Origin of the sequence: Methylobacterium phyllostachyos, from assembly GCF_900103445.1 — a bacterium.
In the GTDB taxonomy this organism is placed as follows: Bacteria; Pseudomonadota; Alphaproteobacteria; order Rhizobiales; family Beijerinckiaceae; genus Methylobacterium; species Methylobacterium phyllostachyos.
The window spans coordinates 215055-238030 of record NZ_FNHS01000003.1 but is presented as its reverse complement, the minus strand read 5'-3'; the positions used below and the strand labels follow the sequence as shown (position 1 = coordinate 238030).

The following is a 22976-nucleotide window of genomic DNA, read 5'->3' as shown; positions in this document are numbered from 1 at the left end:
GGGATCTGTGCTTCCCGCTGAGCACGATGAGGGGCCGGCAGGTCATCCGCGGGCCGGGCGGCGTCCGCGCCGCAGACGGCATGCGCTCGTGATGCTGGCCGCGGCCTGCGTGGCGGTGCCTGTCCGCGCCGAGACTCCCTCGCCTGCCGATGCAGCGGCCGCGCAGCGCGCCAGCGAGGAGCGTGACCGGCGCGCCGAGAACCTCAAGCGGGTGCAGGACGCGATCGCCGCCAGCTCCAGCCAGCGTGCCCAGTTCGAGGCCGAGATCGCCGCCATCGGATCGGACCGCTCCAAGCTGGACGCCGCCCTCCTCGACGCCAGCCGGCAGACCCAGGCGACCGAGGAACGGCTGAGCCGCTTGGAAGAGCGGCTGGCCTCCATGGGCGACAGCGAAGCCGCCATCCGGCACTCGCTCCAGGCCCGCCGGGGCGTCGTCGCCGAGATTCTGGCCGCGCTGCAACGCATGGGCCGGCGTCCGCCCCCGGCGGTGCTGGTGAGCCCGGAGGACATGCTGGCGGCCATCCGGACCTCGATGCTGCTTGGCGCCGTGGTGCCGGAACTGCGCGGCGAGGTCGATACGCTCGCCGCCGATCTCGGGGAGATGATCCGCCTGCGCGGCTTGATCGCCCAGGACAAGGAAGGTCTGACCAACGACCTTGCGGGTTGGGCGCGGGAGCGACAGCGCCTGGAGGCCCTGGTGGCTGCGCGGCGTGCCCGGCAGGCGGAGGTCGAGAGCGGCCTGAATGCCGAGCGCCGGCGTGCCGCGGAACTCGGCGCGCAGGCAAAGAACCTCAAGGACCTGATGGACCGGACGGAGGCGGCCGACGCCGCGGCCAAACGTTCGGCCGAGGAGGCCAAGGCCGCCGCGGAGCGCGAGGCGAGGGCGACGCAGGAACGATTTGCCGCGGCCGGGTTCCGTGATCCGGCCCGCTTGGCCCCGAAGGTGCATTTCGCCGAGGCGCGGGGCGAAGTGCCGCGGCCGGTCAGCGGGAAGGTCGCCCGGAGCTTCAACCAGCCCGACGGCAATGGCGGAACCACCCGCGGCGTGTCGTTTTCGACCCGTCCGAAGGCGGCGGTCTCGTCGCCGGCCGATGGTTGGGTGCAGTTTGCGGGGCCGTTCCGGTCTTATGGCCAACTCTTGATCATCAACGCGGGCGACGGCTACTATCTTTTGCTCGCGGGGATGGATCAGATCAACGTGGAGGTCGGCCAGTTCGTGCTTGCGGGCGAGCCGGTCGGCAATATGGGCGAGAAGGGCGCGGGCCCCAACGGGTCCGAGGGCGATCCCACCCTGTACGTCGAGTTCAAGAAGGACGGCGGCTCCATCGATCCGGAGCCGTGGTGGGCAAAGAGCCCGAATAATACGGTAGTTGGCGAGAAGGTTCGCGGCTGATGCGCAAGACTTCCCTGATCATGCTTGGCGCCTTCCTGGGTGCCGGCACCTCCATGCTGGCCACCCAGACCGATTTCCTCTCCGGGCCTCGGGCCGTGGCCGCGTCGGCCGAGACCTATCGCCAGCTCAGCCTGTTCGGCGACGTCTTCGAGAAGGTCCGTACGGACTACGTCGAGAAGCCCGACGAGTCGAAGATGATCGAGGCAGCCGTCAACGGCATGCTGACCTCCCTCGACCCGCATTCGAGCTACATGGACGCGAAGGCGTTCCGCGACATGCAGACCACGACCCGCGGCGAGTTCGGCGGGCTCGGTATCGAGGTCACGATGGAGGACGGCCTGATCAAGGTCGTCACGCCGATCGACGACACGCCGGCCGCCAAGGCGGGGTTGCTTGCCAACGACGTCATCACGCAGATCGACGACGACCAGGTCCAGGGCCTCACCCTGAACCAGGCGGTCGACAAGATGCGCGGCCCGGTGAACTCCACCGTGAAGCTCAAGATCTCGCGCAAGGAGTCGAAGGACCCGATCGACGTCACGCTCACCCGCGACGTGATCAAGATCAAGCCGGTGCGCTCCAAGGTCGAGGGCGGCGACGTCGCCTATATCCGCCTGACGCAGTTCAACGAGCAGACCTTCGACGGCATGCGCGCCGCCATCGACAAGCTGTCGAGCGAGATCGGGCCGGACAAGATCAAGGGTTACGTCATCGACCTGCGCAACAACCCGGGCGGCCTGCTCGACCAGGCCGTGATGGTGTCGGACGCGTTCCTCGACCGCGGCGAGATCGTCTCGACCCGCGGCCGCAACCCGGACGAGACGCAACGCTTCTCGGCCAAGGCCGGCGACCTGACCAAGGGCAAGCCGGTCGTGGTGCTGGTGAATGGCGGCTCGGCCTCGGCCTCCGAGATCGTGGCCGGTGCGCTGCAGGATCACAAGCGCGCGACCATCCTGGGTACGCGCTCCTTCGGTAAGGGCTCGGTCCAGTCGATCATACCGCTCGGCGGCTCCGGCGCCCTGCGGTTGACCACGGCGCGCTACTACACCCCGTCCGGCCGCTCGATCCAGGCGAAGGGCATCGAGCCCGACGTCGAGGTGACGCAGGACGTGCCGGACGAGCTGAAGGGCAAGGACGAAACGAAGGGCGAGGCCGGGCTGAAGGGCCACCTGAAGCAGAAGGATACCGACGAGCGCGGCGGCTCCTCCGCCTACGTCCCGCCGGATCCGGCCAAGGACAAGCAGCTGATCGCCGCCGTCGATTTCCTCCACGGCATCCAGAAGGGCGCCGCCAACGGTACCCCGGCCGCGCAGCAGCAGAAGCCGAGCGTGCCGAACTGACCGGCTCCGGCTCCGGCACGCTACGACCCGATCCCGCCCGGCACCCCGCCGGGCGGGATTTTTTTGCCCGAATCCAAACCTTAGCGGATCGTTAACCATACAGGCGCGCAATGGGAGGCAGGAGTCGCGCCGCGTCCGGCGCGATGAGGATCGCGATTCCGCATCGAGAGCCGCTTGACCGAGCCCACCGACGATATCCTCACACGCCCCCTCGGGGTGTCGGAGGCGAAGGCGCCGGAGCAGCCCAGCGGGCCGCTTGGACGGGTTCTCGCCGCTGCACGCCGGCCGAAGGTGGCGGCGGGCGCCATCGCGGCCGGGCTCATCCTGTCCCTTGGCCTCGTCGTCGCCCTCGGCGATCCGCATGGCGGCGAGCCCCATGCGGAGGCATTGATCACGATCCGCGAACCCGTCGCGCGACCCATTGCAGCCGCGCCGGCCGCGGAGCCCCCGGTCGCCACGATGTCCCCGGGTCCGTCACAGCTGCAGCGCAGTGCGGAGGAGATCGAATCCGCCTCCGGCGTCACCGTCGTGCGGCCGCTCGGCTCGGCGCCGACGGACGCCGTCGTGATCCGAGTCCCGCCCCCGAGTGCGCCTCGTCTCGCCCCAGCGCCCGATCGGCGCATCAGCGAGGCCGGACGTCACGGGCTCATGCCGAAGCTCGGCGAGGGGCAGGTGCGTGCCCTCGACGTCTATGCCCGTGCTGAGGAGCCCGGCACCGGCCCGCGTATCGCCATCGTGATCACCGGCCTCGGCGTCGGGCAGGCGGCGACCGCCGGCGCCACCGCGCGTTTGCCGGCCACCGTCAGCCTCGCCTTCCTGCCCTATGGCAATGAGGTCGAGCGTGCCGTCGCCCGGGCGCGCGACGCCGGGCACGAAGTGTTCCTCCAGCTGCCGATGGAGCCGTTCGACTATCCCGACAGCGATCCCGGCCCGCAGAGCCTGCTCACCGCTCTGAAGGGGCCCGAGAATGCCGACCGGCTCGCCTGGGCGCTGGCCCGCTTCCCGGGCTATGTCGGCATCGTGAACTACATGGGGTCGAAGCTGATGGCCGATGCGGCGTTCGAGCCGGTCCTCCGCGAGATCGGCAGCCGCGGCCTCGGCTTCCTCGACGACGGCACCGGTCCGAAGCCGGCGGCTGCCCCCGCCAACAAGACCCGGACCCCAATCGCCCGCGCCGAGCTCGTCCTCGACGCGACGCCGCGGGCCGATGCCATCGATGCCGCCCTGGCCCAGGCCGAGGCCCGCGCCAAGGCCAACGGGTTCGCCCTGGTTTCCGCCAGCGGCGCAGCCCTCACCGTCGATCGAATCGCGCGCTGGGCGCGGGATCTCGAATCCCACGGCGTGCGGCTCGTTCCGGCGAGCGTGGCGTTACGTGGCGCCCGCGATAAACGGGTCTCCACGGCCGATTGAGCGTCCATGCGATCAACGCCCGCACAGGTAGGCAGAGCCCGCGTGCAAACGGCGCGAGGCCCGGATGGCGTTGCCGCGACCCGCGCCGCTGACCTATGGTCCGGCCGATGACGACACATTCGGATACAGGCGGCGCCCTGCCCTATCGCCCCTGCGTCGGCGTTGCGCTGATCGCCCCCTCGGGCGGCGTCTTCGTCGGTCGCAGGACCAAGGATGCCGGACCGGAGCACGTCGCCGGTCCGCATATGTGGCAGATGCCGCAGGGAGGCGTCGATCCAGGCGAGGATCCGGAGGCAGCCGCGCGTCGAGAACTCTATGAGGAAACCAACGTCCCGCCGGAGGCGCTCCGCAAGCTCGCCGAGATTCCGGACTGGCTTCCCTACGACTTGCCGCCCGAGATCATCAAGCAGGCATGGAAGGGACGCTACCGAGGGCAGACCCAGAAATGGTTCGCCTTCGGTTTCATGGGCAGCGAGGACCTGATCGATGTACTCCGACCGGGCGGCGGTGCCCACAAGGCGGAGTTCGATGCGTGGCGCTGGGCGCGGTTCTCCGAGCTGCCGGACCTGATCGTGCCGTTCAAGCGTCCGGTCTACGAGCGGGTCGTGGCGGCTTTCTCAAGCCTCGAACACTGGGCGGACGCACCGTGACGCTGCGTCTGGAGGCCTGAGGTGCGCTGGCTCGCGGTCCTCCTCGGGCTTGCCCTGGCGTGGCTCGCGTTCACGATGAGCCCGCTCTGGTCGCTCTACGATCTCGCGCAGGCAGTGCGCCGGCACGACACGGCCTATATCGAGACGCACGTGAACTTCCGGACGCTCCGCCTATCCCTGGTGCGTCAGATCACGGCGGCGATGCGAACCGCTTCGGAGAGCGATCCGGACATCGAACCGCGCGACCGCCAGCGCCTCGGCGACGCCGCCTACGGGCTGGCCCTGGCGCTGTCCGAGACGATGATCACCCCCGATACGGTGATCGACCTCCTCGCCAACGGCTGGCCCGACAAGCTCGATCTGGAGCGACCGGCCGGCAAGCGTCCGGAAGGGTTGGCGATCCGGAGTTTCGGGCGCCTTCTGCCGTACTACACGGCTCTCGAAATGCGGGGTTTCCGCGCGGTGGTGATCCCGATCCCGCCCGATGCGCCGCGTGGTCAGCGCACCCGCATCCGCTTGCGGCTGCGTGGGCTCGGCTGGCGGCTGGTCGATATCGAGATGGCCGACATGCTGCGCGACCAGATCGCGGCGAAGCTCGGCCGGGCGTTGGCGCGGGCGAAGATCGGGGCGAGCGCCGACGAGGAGCGCTGAGCGCCCTTTGCCCAGGTGACGGCGGGTGCTGCGCAAGATGACGGGTCAACAGGAAGGTTGGACGCCGAACCGGATTGCACGGCGCACGCGACACCTCACTGGCACGATCTGCGCCGGACGAGACGCCTATCCTCGCTCCCGTTCGCCTTAGGACGCTGACACATCGGCCGAAGCGGCGCGACCCCTCACCGTCGCCGGGGTGTCGGCGGTTGGGGGCTGCAGGAGGCACCGTCACGCGCGATCTCGAGCGTTGGTGTTCGTGGGGGATGTCTGAGTCGACAAGGCCACGGGGAAGAAGGGCCGCAGTGCGGTCAACGAAATCTCTGGCACCGTGCCGTTGTGTACCGCCGGCGAAGCGATCAACCGCGGCGCTGGGGTGCTGACCGGGGCCTCACTTCTCCTTCGGCGTGCCGGCACTCTTCGGCTCCCGCGCCTCGCTGAGGCTCTCGGCCTTGTCCTCGTCCGTGTCGCCGCCCTGCTCGATGGTCTTGGCGGGATTGGCGAGCAGCGACTTGGCGATCCCGAGTAAGACCTCACACTCGCCGGGAAATTTGTACGTCTCCAGAACGATCGCGGCGTCCCGCAGGGTGCGCAGATCCCGCACAAGCTGGGCGTTCGCATCCGCGCGCAGCTCGCCCTTGGCGGCGATCGCCTCCTCGATCTGCGCCCCCGTCACGTCGCAGGCGGCGCCGGCCGGTGATGCCGACAGAGCCAGGGCGAGGCCGAGTGCGGGAAGGAAGCGCAACATGGTGGAAGGTCCCCGACAGTCCAGGTCAAGCGTGATGAGGAAGCGCCGCGCTCAGCGCGTCGCGGGTGAGCGCCACGAGCTGGCTCGGGCGGTACGGCTTCGGGACGAACACCGATCCGGGGACGGTCTCGCGATCCGACAGGCCGTCGCGGCCCCCGGAGGTGTAGACCACCGGAAGATCAGGGCAGAGCATGCGGGCCCGGCGTGCCAGGGCGAGGCCGTTCGTGTTGCGGGCGAGGTCGATATCGGTGAAGAGCATGTCGACGCTCTCGCTCGCGAGGATTGCCTCGGCCTGCTTGGCATCCGAAGCGGTGAGCACGCGATAGCCCGCATCGAGGAGCGTTTCGGCGGCCAGTTCACAAACGGTCGGCTCATCCTCGACCACGAGGATCGTGGTGGCGGCCGAGTCCGGAACGGGGATGGACGGGCAGACGAACGCAGCGGCGAACGGAACCATGACGCAACTCCCACTCACCCTGTCGGGGTATCGCAGCCCCCGACCGGATCGCAGGGGCAACGGCCCCTTCCGACACGGCGTTCACCCTGTATCGATCGAATTGCATGCGTTTGGTGAGTGGCGCGTTAACCGCCCTCCGACAGATCTGAACGAGGCGGTGAGTTCAGTTAACGGAAGGTTACCGGGCCGGAACCGGGGGGCCGAAACGTGAGCCGAACCTTACAATTGGGTCTCGGTCTGCTGCTGACGGGCTTGGCCGGATACGTGGATGCCCTCGGCTTCGTGCGCTTGGGTGGGCTCTACACATCGTTCATGAGCGGCAACACCACGCAGCTCGCGGTCTTCGGCGCGGCGGCCGAGCTGCACCGGATGGTGCTGCCCGCAACCCTCCTGTTCGCCTTCCTGTTTGGCTCCGTCTTGGGAAGCGGCCTCGCGATCCTCGTGCCGCCCCGCTGGACGACACCGGTCGTGCTCGCCTACGAATCGCTGTTGATCCTCGGCGGACTAGGCCTGGGGCTCGAATCGCCGGAGCTCGGCCTTGCCGCTTTCTTCGTCGCCGTGGCGATGGGGTCGCAGAACGCCGTCCTGTCACAGGTCACGGGATTTCGCGCCGGCACGACCTTCGTCACGGGTGCACTGTTCAGCCTCGGCCAAAAGATAGCCCAGGCGCTGACACGGACCGGCGACCCCTTGGGCTGGATCGGCGATGGGCTGGTCTGGTTGTCCCTGTTGCTGGGCGCCTATCTCGGCGCACATGCCTACGCGCTCTTCGCACTCTACGCCCTGATCGCGCCGGCGGCACTTTCCGGCGGCCTGGCGCTCCTGACCGCGCTCGTGGTCTTGCGCGCCGGGCCGCCTGCCGCGAAGGTCCCCGCCCCATGAGCATTCCCCGATGAGCAGCCCAATCAGCAACCCATCCCTGACCCAGCACGTCGCCACGTTCGAGCCCGGCGCCCACGTGGTCGCGGCGCATTTCCTGAGGGAAGTCCCGGCCCTGGCGCTCAGCGACGGCACCGTCGCGCTGGTGCGGGGTGAGACGCTGACTCAACTCACCGCCCATTCCGAGGCCGGGATCCTGGTGGCGGCCGGCGGTGGCGAGCGCCTGCTCACCGGCGGCGATGACGGTCGCATCGTCGAGATCCGGGCGGATGGCACGATGGAGCAGCGCGGAACCGCCAAGGGCGGCGCCTGGATCGATGCGCTCGCCCTTCACCCGGACGGCGCGGTGGCGTGGTCGGCCGGGCGAAACGTGGTCGCCCGGGATACCAAGGGCCGCGAGCGCAGTTTCCTGGCGCCCTCGACCGCCCGTGGCCTCGTCTTCGCGCCCAAGGGCTACCGGCTCGGCATCGCCCACTACAACGGCGTCAGCCTCTGGTACCCCAACCTTGAGACCCCGGCCGAGGTGATCGAGTGGAAGGGCTCGCATATCGACGTGACGTGGTCGCCGGATGGCCGGTTCGTGGTCTCGACCATGCAGGAGAATGCCCTGCATGGTTGGCGGCTCCAGCCGGATCGCGGCCACATGCGCATGTCGGGCTATCCCGGCAAGGTCCGCTCGGTCTCATGGTCCTCGGACGGGCACTGGCTCGCCACCAGCGGCGCCGAGGCCGCGATCGTGTGGCCGTTCGATTCCAAGGAGGGGCCGACCGGCAAGCCACCGCGGGAATGCGGGGTCCGGCCTGCCCGGGTGTCCCGGGTGGCGTTCCACCCGAAGGCGCCGGTGCTGGCCGTGGGCTATGAGGACGGGTGCATCCTGTTGGTCCGCTTCACCGATGCCTCGGAACTCCTCGTGCGGCCCTCCGTGCCCGGCAGCGGCGTGACGGCGCTCGCCTGGGACGGCCGGGGCGGGAAGCTGTTGTTCGGCTGCGGCGACGGACAGGCGGGCCTGCTGACGTTGCCGGCATGAGGGCGGCTGGAACCGCGACCCACGGCATGCTCTTTGTCGGTGGTCGAATCCCCACGCTGGAGGCCTGACGTGTTCCGCGTGTTTCGCACCCTCGGTGTCGCGCTCGGCCTGCTCGGCGGCGGGATCGCCGCACAGGCCCCCGAATTCGCGCAGCAATACGCCCAGCGGATCGGGGGCGCCGCCGACGAACTGCGCCGGCAGGTGGCGGTGCTCGAATCGGACGCGCAGGCGACCGGCGAGACGCGCGAGGGCGCCATCGACCGGCTGCGCAGCAATCCCGATCAGCTCGTTGCCCGGCGCGGGGCGGCGGCGCAGGCCGACATCGCGCGCCTCGCCCGGCTGAGCGCCCAGCAGCAGGCGCTCGCCTCGGCGACGAGCCCCCTCGGCCGGGTCGTCGCGATGCTGCGCGATCCCGACGTTCCCGTCGCCGAGGCCGCCTACCGGGACTTCAGCCCGGCAATCCCGACCACCGCCGATGGCCTGGCGGCCGGGTTGATCGGCTTCTTCGCCGCCTGGGGCGGCTGGCGGGTGGTCTCGGACCTCGGCCGGCGGACACTTCGGCGGCGCCCGCGGGCAACGGCAACCGCGACCTGAGGGCGCGTCCGGCGCGAGGTGTGGCGCCGCGTCTACAGCGGCTTGCGCGAGCCTTGCGTATCGAACACAGATCCGGCCATTCCGGTCCGGAAGAAGGCGCAGGATGCCGCGCGCGTCGACTCCAACCGTTGCCGACCCGGCGCTCGACGCCGCCGCCCTGCTGCGGCGCCTCGGCTTCTTCGGCCTGTTCGTCGTGCTGCCGGTCCTGGCCCAGGTCGCCCGCCGCGCCTCCGTGATCCTGGCACCGATCGCCGTCATCCTGCTGATCATCGCCAGCGTGATCGACCGGCGGCAGCGGCCGGTGCGCCCGGCCGCCTCCCGGCTCCTGACCGCGCCGGCCTTCCTGGCGGGGATGCTCGTGGTCCTCTGGTCGGCCCTATCCCTGACGTGGACGCCGTTCTTGGGGCCGGCCCTGGAGCGCCTCGTCAACCTCGCGGCCACGATCGGGCTCGCCCTCCTGGGCTATCTCGCCCTGCCCGACCGGATGCGCTCGGCCAACCTCTACCTGTTGCCGCTCGGCATCGTGGCGGGGGCGATCGTGGCGATCGTGCTCGGCCTGTTCGGCGCCCACATGGCGCCCGCCGGCACCGAGGATGACGGGGCGCTGGACCGCGGTCTCGTGCTGCTGATCCTTCTGGTCTGGCCGGCACTGGCGTGGCTCCGGTCCCGCCGCCGCGACCGCGAGGCCCTCGGGCTCGCCCTCTTGGTCGCGCTGGCGCTCACCGTGCAGCCGGATGCTACGCAGATCGCAGCCCTGGCGGTGGGCGCCGTCGCCTTCGCGGTGACGAGCTACCGGCCTAAGGTTGGCGTGGCGCTGACTGCGACCCTGTCGGCGGTCCTGCTCGCGGTGGCGCCGCTGCTCCCCTTCCTGGCCCGGCCCGTGGGAGCAGCCGTGCTGGGTCCGCTCGCCCCGGCGGTGCTGTCGCTGAAGAGCTGGCAGAAGGTGGTGACGATCGATCCGGTGCGGCTCATCACCGGCCACGGCTTCGAGACCGCGCTGCGCGGGCGTCTGGTGGGCCTTCTGCCGCTGAACGCGCCGACCACGGCGCTGTTTGAATTCTGGTACGAGCTCGGAATCGTGGGCGCCCTCGCCGCGGCCTTCGCCCTCTACGCCTCGATCCGCCGGGCCGGGCGCGATGGTCCGGCCCTGGTGCCGGGCGCCATGGGCTGCTTCGCGGCGGCGTTCACGGTGGCATGCCTCAGCGTCGGGCTGACATCGATCTGGTGGCTGACGACGCTCGCCATCGCTGCGGTGGTGTTCGTCTCCGTCGAGCGCGGCCAGTTCCGCACCAGCCGGCCGAAGGTCGCCAAGCTGCACCGCGTGATCGCCGGCCAAAGCTGAGGCGTCAGCGCCGCAAAAAGTCGTGGAGGCGGATCCAGGCCAGGAACAGGCCGGACCACGCCGCCGCCGGCGTGCCGGGCAATCCGAGCCCGAATCCGTGGCCGCCGCGCTCGAACAGGTGCAGTTCGGCCGGAACCCGGGCCTTGCGCAGGGCCGCGAACATCAGGAGCGGATGGTCGGCCACCGCCACGGGATCGTCGATCGCCTGGGCCAGGAAGGTCGGCGGCGTCTCCGGGCCGACCTGTAGATCGACCGAGTAGGTCTTCATCTCGGCCTCGGTGACCTCGTCGCCGACGAGGATCCGGCGGGTGTGGGTTCGGTCGAAGGGCTTGCGCATCGTGATGACCGGATAGATCAATCCGGCGAGCGCCGGCCGCACGGGCTGCGCATCCGTGGCGTCCACCGGGTCATAGAGGTTCCGGGCGCTGCCGACCGCGGTCTCCCCCATCAGGTGGCCCCCGGCGGAGAACCCGAGGACGCCGACCCGGGCCGGGTCGATGCCGAACTCCGTGCCCCGGGCCCGGACCAGCCGGATCGCGCGCTGGGCGTCCTGACGCGGCGCGTCGGGGCCGGAGCCCCAGCCCTCGGCGGGGAGCCGGTAGATCAGCAGAAAGACCGTGATGCCGGCGGCTTTCAGGACGCGGCCCACGGGCACGCCCTCGTTGCCGATGGCGATGAACTCGTAGCCGCCGCCGGCCGCCACGATCATCGCGGCGCCGTTGGCGTTGACCGGCCGCATGACCAGCAGGCACGGGCGCGCGACCCGGGTGATGTCACCCACCGCGCCCTCGACATAGCGGAAGCCCTCCGCGTCGGGTCCGCTGCCGCCACCTGGCGGCTCGCCCGGCCAGAGGTCGATCACCTGAAGGTCGGCGCCGGGCAGCGTACGCGGTAGGGCGCGGATCGCCTCGTGCGGGGCGGGTTCCGGCGGCCCCTCGGCGACGGCCCTAGCGGGACGAAGGCCGAGAAGGCTCCCGAGACCGGCGAGCAGGAGGCGGCGGTCCAGGCGCAAGGGTGACTCCTGGTTGTGGTATCCGGGGCTGGCGATCCAACGCGGCCGCGGTAACGGGGCTCCCGGCGATTCGCCGCTCAACCGTGCCGGGCGATCACCGCGACGTAGAAGCCGTCCGTCCCGGTCCGGAATGGGCTCATCTGGATCCCGTGGCGCGTGGTCCGCACAGCCGTGCGGAGCGAGGCCGGGCCTGCTGCCAGGACCTCGTCGGGCGGGACCACGGCGAACCGCCCGCGCCAGCGCGACAGCAGCCCGGCCACGGCCGTTTCGTTCTCGGCCGGCAGGAGCGAGCAGGTGACGTAGACGATCCGTCCCCCCGGCTTCACCAGCCGCGCGGCGCGGTCGAGAACCTGGGTCTGTTCGGCTGTCCGCAGGGCGAGGCTGTTGGGGCGCAGGCGCCACTTCGCGTCCGGATTGCGGCGCCATGTGCCCGAGCCGGTGCAGGGCGCATCCACGAGCACGCGATCGACGCGCCCGTCGAGATCTTCGAGTACGTCGGCCCGAGCCCTGCCGGTCCGCGGCGTGCGCACGTCGGCGAGGGCGCCGGAGCGTCGCAGGCGCTCGTGGATCGGCGCGAGGCGGCGCGGATCGCCGTCGGTGGCGATCAGGCGGGCGCCGTTCGCGGTCTCTGCCGCGAGCGCTAGGGTCTTGCCGCCACCGCCGGCGCAGAGATCGACGATGGTCTCGCCGGGTTGCGGGGCAGCCAGGAGCGCCGCGAGCTGCGAGCCCTCATCCTGGATCTCATACCAGCCGTCGAGAAACTCCGCCTCCACATGGAGCGCCGGGCCGCGCCCGTCGGCGCCGATCGGGATTCGCAGACCGTTGGGTGCGTGTGGTGTCGGCGCCGCGTCGAACGCGGCGAGCGCCGGCATGACGTCTTCGCGGCGGCCGCGCAGGGCGTTGACACGGATATCTAGGGGCGCCCGCCGGGCCAGCGCCTTCAGCTCCGGCAGGAGGTCGTCACCCAGGGCTGCGGCGAGCTCAGGCATCGCGAAGGCCGGGGCATCGCCCGCGACCTCGGGGGGCGCATCCTCCAGTGTGGCGGTCTCGAGGCGCGTCCGCTCCTCGGCGCTCAGCGGCGCGGGCGCGAAACGCTCCCCGGAGAACAAGGCGGACACCGAGGCCGCAGCGAGACCCTGCTGGAGCCGCAGCGCGCCGATCAGGACGGCGCGCGGGGCCTCCGAGCCCATGATCCAGGACGCGGAGGCGCGGCGGCGCAGGGCGTCGTAGACAAGGCTGGCGATGCCGGCCCGGTCGCCCGAGCCCGCGAACCGGTGCGCAAGGCCCCAATCCTTCAGGGCGTCGGCGGCCGGTCGGCGCCGCTCCGCGATGTCGGTGAGCACTTCGATGGCGGCTGAGCAGCGGGCGGCGGGGGTCAGGGATCTGTTCCTTCACGTCGATCGGCGGCGTCGCGAAACGGCCACGCCAGGCCCGCGATACCGCCCCATTTGCGGCCGAGCTTCAGGCACGATCCCGGCTCAGACCGGTATCCGCGCGGGCCGCCGCGTGTCGTATGGCATCCTTCGGCGGCCGACCAGAGTGGTTGGCAGCCGGGTGCATTCCGGGAGACTTTCAGCCTATGCAGTCTGCGCCCATCTCGTCCGCTGTCCGTATCACGCTGGCGGCGCTGGTCGCCGCCTCGCTGGCCGCCTGTGCAAGCGCGCCTGCCGCCCAGCCCGACTTCTCGCCGCCGCCGCGCCGGCCGGTCGATGCCAAGACGCAGCTCGAATACGGCAATCCGCCCGCGCCGCCGCCCGGCCGCTACTAAGACGCGACTCCGGCCGTCTCCCGCGCCCGCCGGCCCTCGTAGGCCTTGAGGCCGGTATAGACCAGCGTCAGCAGCGGGAAGCCCGCCACGGGCGCGAGGCGACGGCCGCGGGCGATCAAGTCGCCGATCACGTGATCGGCCTCGATCCGCCCGCCATTCTCGATGTCGCGCAGCATCGAGGCCGTAAAGGTCGAGCCTGCGGCCGTCAGCTGCGCCCGCGCCCGCTCGGCCACGATATCCCGCGGCGCGTATCCGCTCGCCGCGGCAATCGCCGTGCACTCGGCGTGAAGGGCTACCATCAGCTCCTTGCCGCCCGGCGCACCCACGATGTCGCCGACTGCGGCGCGCATCAGGGTCGTGGCCCCCGCGAGCGTCGCGAGGAACACCCACTTCTCCCACATCTCCAGCAGGATCGCCTCACTCAGCCGTGGCTGGAACTTCAGCCCGCGCATGAGGGCGTCGACCGCCTCGATCCGGGCCGACCGCGACCCGTCCCGCTCGCCGTAGGTGATGCTGCACAACTCGCTCATGTGGCGGATCGTGCCGTCCGGTGCCAGCGTCGCCGCGATGGCGCAGGAGCCGCCAAGCACCCGCTCGGCGCCGAACCGGGCATCGAGCGCGTCGAGATGCGCGAGGCCGTTGAGCACGGGCAGGATCGCCGTCTCCGCGCCGACCGCCGGAGCCAGATCCGCGATGGCGCTGTCGAGATCGTAGGCCTTGCACGACAGGAGGATCAGGTCGAACCGGCCGGCCTCGGCCAGCCGGTCGGCCGTGACGGTCGGCGGGTTCGGGATGTGCAGGTCGCCGAGCGGCGAGCGCAGGTTCAGCCCGTCCGCCGCAAGCTTCGCCGCCCGCGCCGGCCGGACCAGGAAGGTCACGTCGGCGCCGGATTCGGCCAGCCGCGCGCCGTAATAGCCTCCGGTCGCGCCGGCTCCGACGATCAGCGTGCGCATGGCCTCCCTCCAAGTTGATCCCGTTTCGGCGATAGGCTGTCTGCGTTCCTGAACAACGGCACATCAACTGCCGAGAAGACGGAGGTCGCCGCTCCATCCTGCTGCGCACAGTTGCCGCGCCAGCTTGGCGTCCGCAGTGACCAGCGCCGCGCCCCATCGCTCGCTGGCGGCCACGTAGAGGGCGTCATAATTCGTGCATCCCACGGCGTTGGCGAGTTGGAGGGCAGGATCCGCGATCTCTCGAACCGGGCGAAGTTGTATCAGCCTGCCCAAAGCCGCAACCGCATCACGCGCGTGGTCCAGCGTGATGGCTCGAGCCCGATGGGCTTTCAGCAAGGTATTTCCGACTTCCACCAGAATATGCTCTGGCGCAATCCGGACCTCGTCCTCCAGCAGGATGCTCTCCGCTAGGTCACTGAGCGGTTCCGGAAGGAACCACTTCACCGCTACACAGGCATCAACGACGATCATCGCCCGTCGCGATCGGCACGGATCATCACCGTACTATCCGGGAGCGCATTTTGCAGCGCCCGGGCCCGGATGCTGCGTACGAGAGACACGGCATCCGAACCCGACAGATCGTTCGCGTCCCGAAGCTGATCCTCGCGGCGGTGCCGTGCACTGGCCTCCGCCCGTGCGCCAGCTTCCTCCCTCGGCGCGTCGAAAACGGCCGCATGCCGGTTTAGAGGCCAAGGTGCGAGCATCGTCGTCTCCAGATCCTCAGGTCCGCGACGGATAATTCGGGCTCTCCCGCGTGATCGTCACGTCGTGGACGTGGCTCTCGCGCAGGCCGGCATTGGTGATGCGGATGAAGCGCGCGCGCTCCTGGAACTCCGGGATCGTCGCGCCGCCGACATAGCCCATCGCGGCGCGCAGGCCGCCGGCGAGCTGGTGCAGGACGTTGCCCACCGGGCCCTTGTAGGGCACCTGCCCCTCGATGCCCTCCGGCACGAGCTTGTGGGTGTCGCTGACCTCGGCCTGGAAGTAGCGGTCGGCCGAGCCGCGGGCCATGGCGCCGACCGAGCCCATGCCCCGGTATGACTTGTACGAGCGGCCTTGATACAAAAAGACCTCGCCCGGCGCCTCGTCGGTGCCGGCGAGCAGCGAGCCGAGCATGGCCACCGAGGCGCCCGCCGCGATCGCCTTGGCGAGGTCGCCGGAATACTTGATGCCGCCGTCGGCGATGACCGGGATGTCGGCGTCAGCGGCGGCCTCGACGGCCTCCATCAGCGCGGTGAGCTGGGGCACGCCCACGCCCGCCACGATACGGGTGGTGCAGATCGAACCCGGGCCGATGCCCACCTTGATGGCGTCCGCACCGGCATCGATCAGCGCCTGCGCACCCTCGCGGGTGGCGACGTTGCCGGCCACCACCTGCACGGCGTTCGAGAGCTGCTTCACCCGGGCGACCGCGTCGAGCACCTTGATCGAGTGGCCGTGGGCGGTGTCGACCACGATCACGTCGCAGCCGGCATCGATCAGGCGCTCGGCCCGCTCGAAGCCGCTGTCACCCGTGGTCGTGGCGGCCGCGACGCGCAGGCGGCCCTGCTCGTCCTTCACGGCGAACGGATAGGTGACGCGCTTCTCGATGTCCTTGACGGTGATCAGGCCGATGCAGCGGTAATGGTCGTCGACAACCAGCAGCTTCTCGATCCGGAACTGGTGCAGGAGACGCTTGGCCTCGTCCTGGGTCACGCCCTCGCGGACCGTGATCAGGCGGTCCCGGGTCATCAATTCGGCGACCGGCTGTGCCGAGTTGGTGGCGAAGCGCACATCCCGGTTGGTCAGGATGCCGACGAGCTTGCCCCGCGAGCCGTTCGGCCCGCGCTCGACCACCGGGATACCGGAGATCCGGTTCGCCTTCATCAGCTCGAAGGCGTCGGCCAGGGTCTCGTCCGGGTGGATGGTGATCGGGTTCATCACCATGCCCGACTCGTACTTCTTGACGAGGCGGACCTGCTCGGCCTGCTCCGGCGGCTCGAGGTTGCGGTGGATGACGCCCATGCCGCCGCTGGCCGCCATGGCGATGGCCATCGGCGCCTCGGTCACCGTGTCCATCGCGGAGGCTAGGATCGGCAGGTTCAGCGGGATGGAGCGGGTCAGCCGGGAGGCGACGCTGACCTCGGTCGGCATGACCGAGGAGGCGGCTGGCCGCAGGAGCACGTCGTCGAAGGTTAGGCCCTCGATGATCGATGCGGTTTCTACTCGGGCCATGTGCCAACTTTCCTCGGACGGCGGCGCGTTTGGGGGTCGCGCAGCGGGATCGGGTTGGCAAGTGCCAGTATCACGGTGCCCACGATGGCGCCAATGCGCGCATGCCGCGGCGCAACGCGAAAACACGCATGGCTCACGGGTATTTTTCGGCTCGGCGGATCAGCGCAAAGCGGGCGCTCCCGGTCCCTTGTCGGTGTATTCGGGCGGCAGCCCGATATAGTCGCCGAGGATGCCATCGATTCCGGGCGCCCGGCCGAAGGCCTCGCAATCCGGATCGAGGGGCGCCTCGCCCAGCGTCGTGATGCGGATGCGGTCCCAGGTCGGCAGGGTGTTGGGCGCCGTGAACGGGTCGTCGCCGGTGGCCAGCATGTAGCCGAAATCCTGGCCGAACTCGCCCGCGAGGTCATAGGCGTCGCTGGCGCGGGAGAAGCGCGGCTGGCTGGTGAAGGAGTTCGCGGCCCCGCCCCACACCATGGCGGCCCGCTGCTCGCGGCGGCGGTCCAGCGCCTCAGCTTCCACGGTGAGGCTGCCGAGCCCGATCGGGATCCGCGGGATCGGGATGCGGCCGACGCCCTCGGCCGCGCTCAGTCCGAATTGCGAGGCGACCGTGACGCCGGCCGAGCCCGCGATGGTCGCGCCGGCCCCGAGCAGATCCGTCGGATCAACGCGCGTCACCTGCGCCCGGACGGTGAGGTCAGCGTCGCGCCCCGACACGATGTCGTACTTGAGGGACAGATCGTAGCAGAGCGCCCGGTCGGCGGCATTGGCGATCAGGCGCCGCTCGGCCGGGGTGAGCGGGCCCGCGCCGGCCACGTCAGCGTGGAACGCCGTCGGGATGATGCGCACCGTGTGGGCTCTCGCAAGCGCCGGTCGGTCCACGTAGATCCGGGACGCGGAGGCGACCTGATCGCTGGCCTTCAGGCGGTCGTAGCGCGTCAGCGAGCCGCGATCGTTGAGCAGGACGGTGCCGCAGGCCGCCACCATCGAGAACAGGGCGACGCCGGCGGCGATCCGCGGCAGGAAACGGGCCTTGTTGGGGCTGAACGGCATCGAACTCCTCGCGGCCCGTCCGTTCGGATGGACCCTTGCCACAGGCCGAACTCACGGCCGCGTGAGGCAAACGTAGCCATTGGACCTCCCGTACAAAAGGTGCCGCCGCTTACAGGCACAACTTCTGTGGCAAGATAGATACATTCGCGAAACACGCCGGTGCGAGTCCGCTCCGACGCCGTGCAACCGACACGGCGCCATGCGCGTCTGCACCGTGATGCCTGCCCCCGCTCAAAGACCGTTCTGGATCGTCCCCCTGACGGTCGCCACAGCCCTGTTCATGGAGAACACCGATTCCACGGTGATCGCCACGGCGCTGCCGAGCATCGCGGCGAGCCTCCACGAGGATCCGATTGCGCTGAAGCTCGCCCTGACCTCGTATCTGGTCAGCCTCGCGATCTTCATCCCGGTCAGCGGATGGATGGCCGACCGCTACGGCGCGCGCACCGTCTTCCGCGTGGCGCTGGTGGTGTTCATGGCCGGTTCGCTCGCGTGCGCGGCCGCCAACGGGCTGGCGTGGTTCGTCGCTGCGCGGTTCCTCCAGGGCATGGGTGGCGCCATGATGGTCCCGGTCGGGCGGCTCGTCGTGCTGCGCAGCGTGCCGAAATCCCAGCTCGTCACGGCGCTCGCCTACCTCACATTCCCGGCCCTCGTGGGTCCGGTGCTCGGGCCGCCGGTGGGGGGCCTGATCACCACATGGTTCGACTGGCGCTGGATCTTCTTCATCAACCTGCCGATCGGCTGCGCCGGGATCGTGCTGGCGACCCTGTTCTTCGAGGATGTCCGCGAGGCGGAACGGCCGCCATTGGACGTCCTGGGCTTCCTGCTGCTCGGTGCCGGGCTCGCCGCCCTGATGCTCGGGCTTGCGTCGTTAGGGCGACACCTGCTGCCGGCTTCGGTCTCCTGGGGCTGCCTCGCCGGCGGTGCGATCCTGCTGCCGCTCTATTGGGCCCATGCACGGCGGGTCGCCCACCCGATCGTGCGGCTCGACCTGATGGAGCGCCCGACCTTCCGGGTCGCGGTGCTCGGCGGGAGCCTGTTCCGGATCGGCACCGGGGCGATCCCATTCCTGCTGCCGCTGATGCTGCAAGTCGGATTCGGGCTCGACGCCCTGCATTCTGGGCTCATCACCTTCGCGGCGGCGGCGGGCGCCATGTTCGTGAAGACCCTGGCGCCGAAGATCCTGCGCCGCACGGGGTTCCGGACGCTGATGACGTGGAACGCGCTTCTGGCCTCGGCCTTCCTGGCGGTGAACGGCTTCTACACGGCGCAAACCTCCCACTGGATCATGGTGGCCCTGCTGTTCGTCGGCGGCTGCTCGCGGTCGATCCAGTTCACCTGCGTGAATGCCATCGCGTATGCCGATCTCGAATCCCGCGAGATGAGCGCGGCGACGAGTTTCGCGAGTGTCTGCCAGCAGCTCTCGTTGAGCCTCGGCGTGACGCTGGGGGCTCTGGCGCTCGAGGGGACCGCCGGCCTGCATGGCCGCACGCAGATCGAGGCGGGCGATTTCGGGCCGGCCTTCTTCGCCGTGGCGGTGATCTCGGCGGCCTCCGTGCTGGCCTTCCGCAAGCTGTCGCCGGATGCCGGAGCCGAGATTTCCGGCCGCCGGATGGTCGCCCAGACGCCGCCGGCCACCCCGGAGATGCGGCCGCGGCACGGTTGACGGGCGTTCCGCCGATCAGGCCGCAGCGCGAGCGGGCGCACGGCCAGCGGAACGCTTGCCGCTGCCCCGCGCCGCCGAGGCTTTGGGAGCAGCCTTTCCGGCGGCGGCCTTGGCCTTCGGCGCTTCTGCCACCATCCCGGCCCGCCAGCCCTGCCAGCTCCAGGCGCCGGGGCCTGACAGGGCGTACATGAGAAAACCGCCCGCAAGGCCGAGATCGGCCAGCAAAAGCGTGCGCTCGGCCATGGCCGCCGGACCAACATAGTGCCAGAACGCGTGGAGCACGAAGGCCGTCAGTGTCGCGAAGGCGGCGAGCGCCAGTCCGGTGAGCCGCGGCAGCACGCCGAGGATCAGCGCCAGCGGCCCGAAGACCTGCACCACCACCGCCCCCGTCGCCACGGCGTTCGGGAACGGCACGCCGCCGCCCGCGAGCGTCAGGGCGAAGCCCGAAACGTTGAGCGCCCGCGCGATCCCGGTGGGCAGGAGCGCGGCGGCGAGCAGCAGCCGCGCGGCGAGAAGCGTTCCGTTCTGGGCGCGGTCGATCATCGGGGGTCCGGGCAGTTGGGAGAACACCTGGAGATTGGCCGCCGCCGCTGAAGACCCGGTTAAATCTGGCGCTCAGCCGGCAACGCCACCCCGGAACAACCGTCCGCGCTCGGTCCAGGCGACGACGATCAGCGCGAGGCCGCCGAGGGCCGCGTAGCCGATCCCGACCGGCAGCACGGTCCCGTCAAACGCCTGGCCGATCACGAAGCCGCAGAAAGCGCCGAGGATCGTCGTATAGAACCCCAGGAACGAGGAGGCCGTGCCGGCAATCGCGCCGAGCGGTTCCAGCGCCAGGGCGTTGAAGTTCGGCATGGCGAAGCTGATCAGGAACTGGTTCAGCGCCAGGATCGCCAGGAACAGGGCCAGCGGCGGGCGCCCGCCATACGCCAGCCCGACGCCGACCTGGAGGAGGCCGACCAGCGTGAACGCGATGACGCCGCTGTGCGACATCGTCCGCATCCCGAGCCGCCGCACGAGCCGGGCATTGATCAGCGTCGCCGTGCCCATCGCGCCCGCCACCAGCCCAAAGGCCAGGGGGAAGAGCGGGCCGAGATGGTACAGGCCGGTGTCGAAGACCTGCTGGGCCGAGCCGACATAGCCCATGATGCAGCCGGTCAGCAGCCCGAGTGCCGTGGTGTAGCCGATGGCGACACGGGTCCTCAGCGTCAGGCGGATCGCCGCCCAGGTCGCGGCCGGCGAAAGCGGGCGGCGGTATTCCGGATGCAGCGTCTCCGGCATGCGCCAGGAGAACCAGACGGTCAGCCAGAAGGCCAGGACCAGCATCGAGACGAAAACGTAGACCCAGGAGCCCAGCGCCAGCATCATGCCGCCGATCGCCGGCGCGATCATCGGCACGATCAGGAACACCATCATGGTGAGCGACATCACGCTCGCCATCTCGCGGCCGGAGAAGCGGTCGCGCACGATCGCCACTGAGAGGACACGCCCGCCGGCCGCGCCGATGCCCTGGATGATCCGCGCCGCCAGCAGCCAACCGAAGCTCGGCGCCACCATGGCGAGCCCGCAGCCGACGACGTAGATCGCGAGGCTCCCCAGCAGCACCGGCCGGCGCCCGATCGTATCCGAGACCGGCCCGTACACGATCTGCGCGACGCCGAAGCCGATCATGTAGACGTAGACGAGGAGCTGAAGCCGGTTCGGATCCGCAACGGCGAAGCGCGCTTCGATCGCCGGGAAGGCCGGCAGCAGATTGTCGATCGAAATCGCCGTTACCGCCATCATCAGGGCGATGATGGCGACGAACTCGGCGAAGCCCGGGCCCGACCAGGGGCGCGGCGGGCGCGCTTCCTGGGCCGGCGGGACGGGCCGGACTGCGATGGTCAAGGCGGGCCTCAGGCTGCGTGAGATCGGTCCGTTCAGGGCGCTCCCATCGCGGCACGCTTATGGCAACCGAGGCCGCCCGGTGCAGTTCAGGCCGGCAGCGGGCGCAGGGCCGGCTCCTGCGGCCGGCGTCCGACGAAGGTCGCCATCAGCGCCGCCACGAGGCACAGCAGACCGGCCGAGACGAAGGCGCCGAGATAGGAGCCGGTGTCGGTCCGGACCATGCCGGCGATCCAGGCCGCTGAAGCCGCGCCGATCTGGTGCGCCGCGGCGATCCAGCCGAACATCAGCGCGGCGTTCTCCTCGCCGAAGGACTTTCCGGCGAGCTGGACGGTCGGCGGCACGGTGGCGATCCAGTCGAGCCCGTAGAACACCGCGAACAGTGACAGGCCGTAAAAGCTGAGATCGAACGAATAGGGCAGGAAGATCAGCGAGAGGCCGCGCAGCCCGTAATACCACATCAGGAGCTTGCGCGAATCGAACCGGTCGGTGAGCCAGCCCGACGCCGTGGTGCCGATCAGGTCGCAGATGCCCATGAGGGCCAGCAGACCCGCGGCCGTCACCTCGGCGATGCCGTGATCGATGCAGGCGGGGATCAGGTGGGTGCCGATCAGCCCATTGGTGGAGGCGCCGCAGATGAAGAAGGTGCCGGCGAGCAGCCAGAAATCCTTGGAGCGCAGGCCGGTCCGCAGCCCGCGCAGCGCCCGGACCGCCGGGTTCTCGGTCAGGACCGGATTCGGTGTGACCGCCGTCTCGCCGTAGCGGGGCAAGCCAAGATCGGCCGGCCGGTCGCGCAGCAGCAGGGCCGCGAGCGGGATCAGCGCCAGCGTCACGGCCGCCACCACCAGCGAAACCGAGCGCCAGCCCTGCCCGACCGCGAGCGAAGCCAGCATCGGCAGGAAGACGAGCTGCCCGGTGGCGCTGCTCGCGGTGAGCATCCCGAGCACCAGCCCGCGCCGCTGGCCGAACCAGCGCCCGGCCACCGTGGCGCCGAGCACGTTCGCCACCATGCCGGAGCCCGACCCGACCACGATGCCCCAGAGCAGCACCATCTGCCATGGCGCGGTCATCAGGCTGGTGGCTGCGGTGCCGATCGCCAGGATCAGGAGCGCTGTACAGACCGAGCGCCGCAGGCCGAACCGCTCGATGATCGCCACCGCGAACGGGCCGATCATCCCGTACAGGAAGATGTTGAGGGCGATCCCGACACCGATCGTCGCCGCGGTCCAGCCGAACTCGCGCTCCCAGGGCACGATCAGCACGCTCGGCGTGGCGCGCACGCCCGCGCCGACGAGCAGGACCAGGAAGGTCACCGCCGCGACGATCCAGGCATAGTGCAGGCGCGGCGCGGGGTTCTTCGCGGTTTGGGCTGACATGGGCGGGCTCCGGCGGCGGAAACGGATCGATCAGGAGGCGGCGATCAGGGCCTCCGCCACGGCCGAGACCGTCGCGGGATCGACCCGGGCGTTGATGCGGGCCTGCGCCGCGCGCCAATAGGGCGTGGCCGCCACGATGGCCTCGCGGCCGGCGTCGGTCAGCGACACGATGCGCGCCCGCGGATCCTCCGCGCTGGGCGTGATGGCCACGAGCCCGCGCCGCTTGAGCGGGTCGAGGTTCCGGCCCATCGTGGTCCGCTCCAGGGCTGCCTCGGCGGCGAGTCGAGAGACCGGAATCGGACCGAGGCGGTCCAGGTATCGCAGGAGCGCGAACTGCGTCACCCGCAGGCCGACCGGCTTCAGCGCGGCGTCATAGGACGCCGTCAGCGCCCGCGTCGCACGGCGCAGGGCGGAACAGGTACAGGGCTCGGCCGGGCCATCGCTCATCGGATAGGTGTATATGCACCTATGTCGCGGTGGGCAAGCCGGGTCTGACGGTTCGCGCGGATCGACATGCCTTGGCCGGCAAACCCGGGGGCGTGTCATCGACATGGCGGATCAC

At 70.3% G+C, this 22976-nt stretch carries 23 protein-coding genes; 11 read left to right on the top strand and 12 right to left on the bottom strand.

Features of this window, described 5'->3' with window-relative positions:
* Nucleotides 1–91 precede the first annotated feature (91 nt).
* The 5 genes from BLQ49_RS06355 (at nt 92) to BLQ49_RS06335 (ending at nt 5444) form a co-directional block, all read left to right on the top strand.
* Nucleotides 92–1393, top strand: coding sequence for a murein hydrolase activator EnvC family protein (locus BLQ49_RS06355; RefSeq protein ID WP_244507467.1), 1302 nt, complete (start codon nt 92–94; stop codon nt 1391–1393).
* The gene (locus BLQ49_RS06350) at nt 1393–2733 is read left to right on the top strand and encodes a S41 family peptidase (RefSeq protein WP_091714272.1); all 1341 of its coding nucleotides are present in this window, start codon (nt 1393–1395) and stop codon (nt 2731–2733) included. Before BLQ49_RS06355 ends, BLQ49_RS06350 begins: the two co-directional genes overlap by 1 nt.
* 174 nt (nt 2734–2907) lie before the next feature.
* Nucleotides 2908–4143: a divergent polysaccharide deacetylase family protein gene (locus BLQ49_RS06345; protein WP_091714270.1), complete on the top strand. Its 1236-nt coding sequence runs from the start codon at nt 2908–2910 to the stop codon at nt 4141–4143.
* A 95-nt stretch (nt 4144–4238) separates the two neighbouring features.
* Nucleotides 4239–4793: an RNA pyrophosphohydrolase gene (locus BLQ49_RS06340; RefSeq protein WP_091714268.1), complete on the top strand. Its 555-nt coding sequence runs from the start codon at nt 4239–4241 to the stop codon at nt 4791–4793.
* A 21-nt stretch (nt 4794–4814) separates the two neighbouring features.
* Nucleotides 4815–5444, top strand: coding sequence for a DUF2939 domain-containing protein (locus BLQ49_RS06335; RefSeq protein WP_091714267.1), 630 nt, complete (start codon nt 4815–4817; stop codon nt 5442–5444).
* 391 nt (nt 5445–5835) lie between these two features.
* On the opposite strand, the gene BLQ49_RS06330 is transcribed toward BLQ49_RS06335, so the two are convergent.
* Nucleotides 5836–6192, bottom strand: coding sequence for a photosystem reaction center subunit H (locus tag BLQ49_RS06330; protein WP_091714265.1), 357 nt, complete (start codon nt 6190–6192; stop codon nt 5836–5838).
* Between the two features lie 25 nt (nt 6193–6217).
* Nucleotides 6218–6649 carry a response regulator gene (locus BLQ49_RS06325; RefSeq protein ID WP_091714263.1) on the bottom strand — a complete coding sequence of 144 codons (432 nt, stop codon included), beginning with the start codon at nt 6647–6649 and terminating at the stop codon, nt 6218–6220.
* A gap of 207 nt (nt 6650–6856) precedes the next feature.
* On the opposite strand from BLQ49_RS06325, the gene BLQ49_RS06320 reads away from it, so the two are divergent.
* The 4 genes from BLQ49_RS06320 to BLQ49_RS06305 all read left to right on the top strand — a co-directional run bounded on the left by BLQ49_RS06320 (nt 6857) and on the right by BLQ49_RS06305 (nt 10491).
* The gene (locus tag BLQ49_RS06320) at nt 6857–7531 is read left to right on the top strand and encodes a YoaK family protein (RefSeq protein ID WP_091714262.1); all 675 of its coding nucleotides are present in this window, start codon (nt 6857–6859) and stop codon (nt 7529–7531) included.
* 10 nt (nt 7532–7541) lie between these two features.
* Nucleotides 7542–8555: a WD40 repeat domain-containing protein gene (locus tag BLQ49_RS06315; RefSeq protein WP_091714260.1), complete on the top strand. Its 1014-nt coding sequence runs from the start codon at nt 7542–7544 to the stop codon at nt 8553–8555.
* Nucleotides 8556–8624: 69 nt separating this feature from the next.
* Complete coding sequence (locus BLQ49_RS06310; RefSeq protein ID WP_091714259.1) at nt 8625–9149, top strand: DUF2937 family protein; 525 nt, start codon at nt 8625–8627, stop codon at nt 9147–9149.
* Nucleotides 9150–9252: 103 nt separating this feature from the next.
* Entirely contained in the window at nt 9253–10491 is a 1239-nt protein-coding gene (locus tag BLQ49_RS06305) for a peptide ABC transporter permease (RefSeq protein WP_091714257.1), read from the top strand.
* A 4-nt stretch (nt 10492–10495) separates the two neighbouring features.
* On the opposite strand, the gene BLQ49_RS06300 is transcribed toward BLQ49_RS06305, so the two are convergent.
* Nucleotides 10496–11503: an alpha/beta hydrolase gene (locus tag BLQ49_RS06300; protein WP_091714255.1), complete on the bottom strand. Its 1008-nt coding sequence runs from the start codon at nt 11501–11503 to the stop codon at nt 10496–10498.
* Between the two features lie 77 nt (nt 11504–11580).
* Nucleotides 11581–12882, bottom strand: coding sequence for an RsmB/NOP family class I SAM-dependent RNA methyltransferase (locus BLQ49_RS06295; protein WP_091714253.1), 1302 nt, complete (start codon nt 12880–12882; stop codon nt 11581–11583).
* Nucleotides 12883–13082: 200 nt separating this feature from the next.
* On the opposite strand from BLQ49_RS06295, the gene BLQ49_RS06290 reads away from it, so the two are divergent.
* Nucleotides 13083–13271, top strand: a complete 189-nt coding sequence (locus BLQ49_RS06290; protein WP_091714252.1) for a hypothetical protein — start codon at nt 13083–13085, stop codon at nt 13269–13271.
* On the opposite strand, the gene panE is transcribed toward BLQ49_RS06290, so the two are convergent.
* From panE to BLQ49_RS06270, 4 genes are all read right to left on the bottom strand, one after another.
* Nucleotides 13268–14224, bottom strand: coding sequence for a 2-dehydropantoate 2-reductase (gene panE / locus BLQ49_RS06285; protein ID WP_091714250.1), 957 nt, complete (start codon nt 14222–14224; stop codon nt 13268–13270). The two genes, BLQ49_RS06290 and panE, sit on opposite strands and share 4 nt — an antisense overlap.
* Before the next feature lie 63 nt (nt 14225–14287).
* Nucleotides 14288–14695: a type II toxin-antitoxin system VapC family toxin gene (locus tag BLQ49_RS06280; RefSeq protein ID WP_091714249.1), complete on the bottom strand. Its 408-nt coding sequence runs from the start codon at nt 14693–14695 to the stop codon at nt 14288–14290.
* Between the two features lie 249 nt (nt 14696–14944).
* Nucleotides 14945–16438: an IMP dehydrogenase gene (gene guaB, locus BLQ49_RS06275; protein WP_091714247.1), complete on the bottom strand. Its 1494-nt coding sequence runs from the start codon at nt 16436–16438 to the stop codon at nt 14945–14947.
* Nucleotides 16439–16597: 159 nt separating this feature from the next.
* The gene (locus BLQ49_RS06270) at nt 16598–17488 is read right to left on the bottom strand and encodes a DUF3313 domain-containing protein (RefSeq protein ID WP_091714245.1); all 891 of its coding nucleotides are present in this window, start codon (nt 17486–17488) and stop codon (nt 16598–16600) included.
* A gap of 217 nt (nt 17489–17705) precedes the next feature.
* On the opposite strand from BLQ49_RS06270, the gene BLQ49_RS06265 reads away from it, so the two are divergent.
* The gene (locus tag BLQ49_RS06265; protein ID WP_091714530.1) at nt 17706–19154 is read left to right on the top strand and encodes an MDR family MFS transporter; all 1449 of its coding nucleotides are present in this window, start codon (nt 17706–17708) and stop codon (nt 19152–19154) included.
* Between the two features lie 15 nt (nt 19155–19169).
* Here the strand turns inward: BLQ49_RS06265 and BLQ49_RS06260 are convergent, their stop codons facing one another.
* The 4 genes from BLQ49_RS06260 to BLQ49_RS06245 form a co-directional block, all read right to left on the bottom strand.
* Nucleotides 19170–19697, bottom strand: a complete 528-nt coding sequence (locus BLQ49_RS06260; RefSeq protein ID WP_091714243.1) for a DoxX family protein — start codon at nt 19695–19697, stop codon at nt 19170–19172.
* Between the two features lie 72 nt (nt 19698–19769).
* Nucleotides 19770–20936, bottom strand: coding sequence for a multidrug effflux MFS transporter (locus BLQ49_RS06255; RefSeq protein WP_091714528.1), 1167 nt, complete (start codon nt 20934–20936; stop codon nt 19770–19772).
* A 191-nt stretch (nt 20937–21127) separates the two neighbouring features.
* On the bottom strand, nt 21128–22414 hold the full coding sequence (locus tag BLQ49_RS06250; protein ID WP_091714241.1) for an MFS transporter: 1287 nt from the start codon (nt 22412–22414) through the stop codon (nt 21128–21130).
* A gap of 30 nt (nt 22415–22444) precedes the next feature.
* The gene (locus BLQ49_RS06245) at nt 22445–22861 is read right to left on the bottom strand and encodes a MarR family winged helix-turn-helix transcriptional regulator (protein ID WP_091714240.1); all 417 of its coding nucleotides are present in this window, start codon (nt 22859–22861) and stop codon (nt 22445–22447) included.
* Nucleotides 22862–22976: the final 115 nt, after the last annotated feature.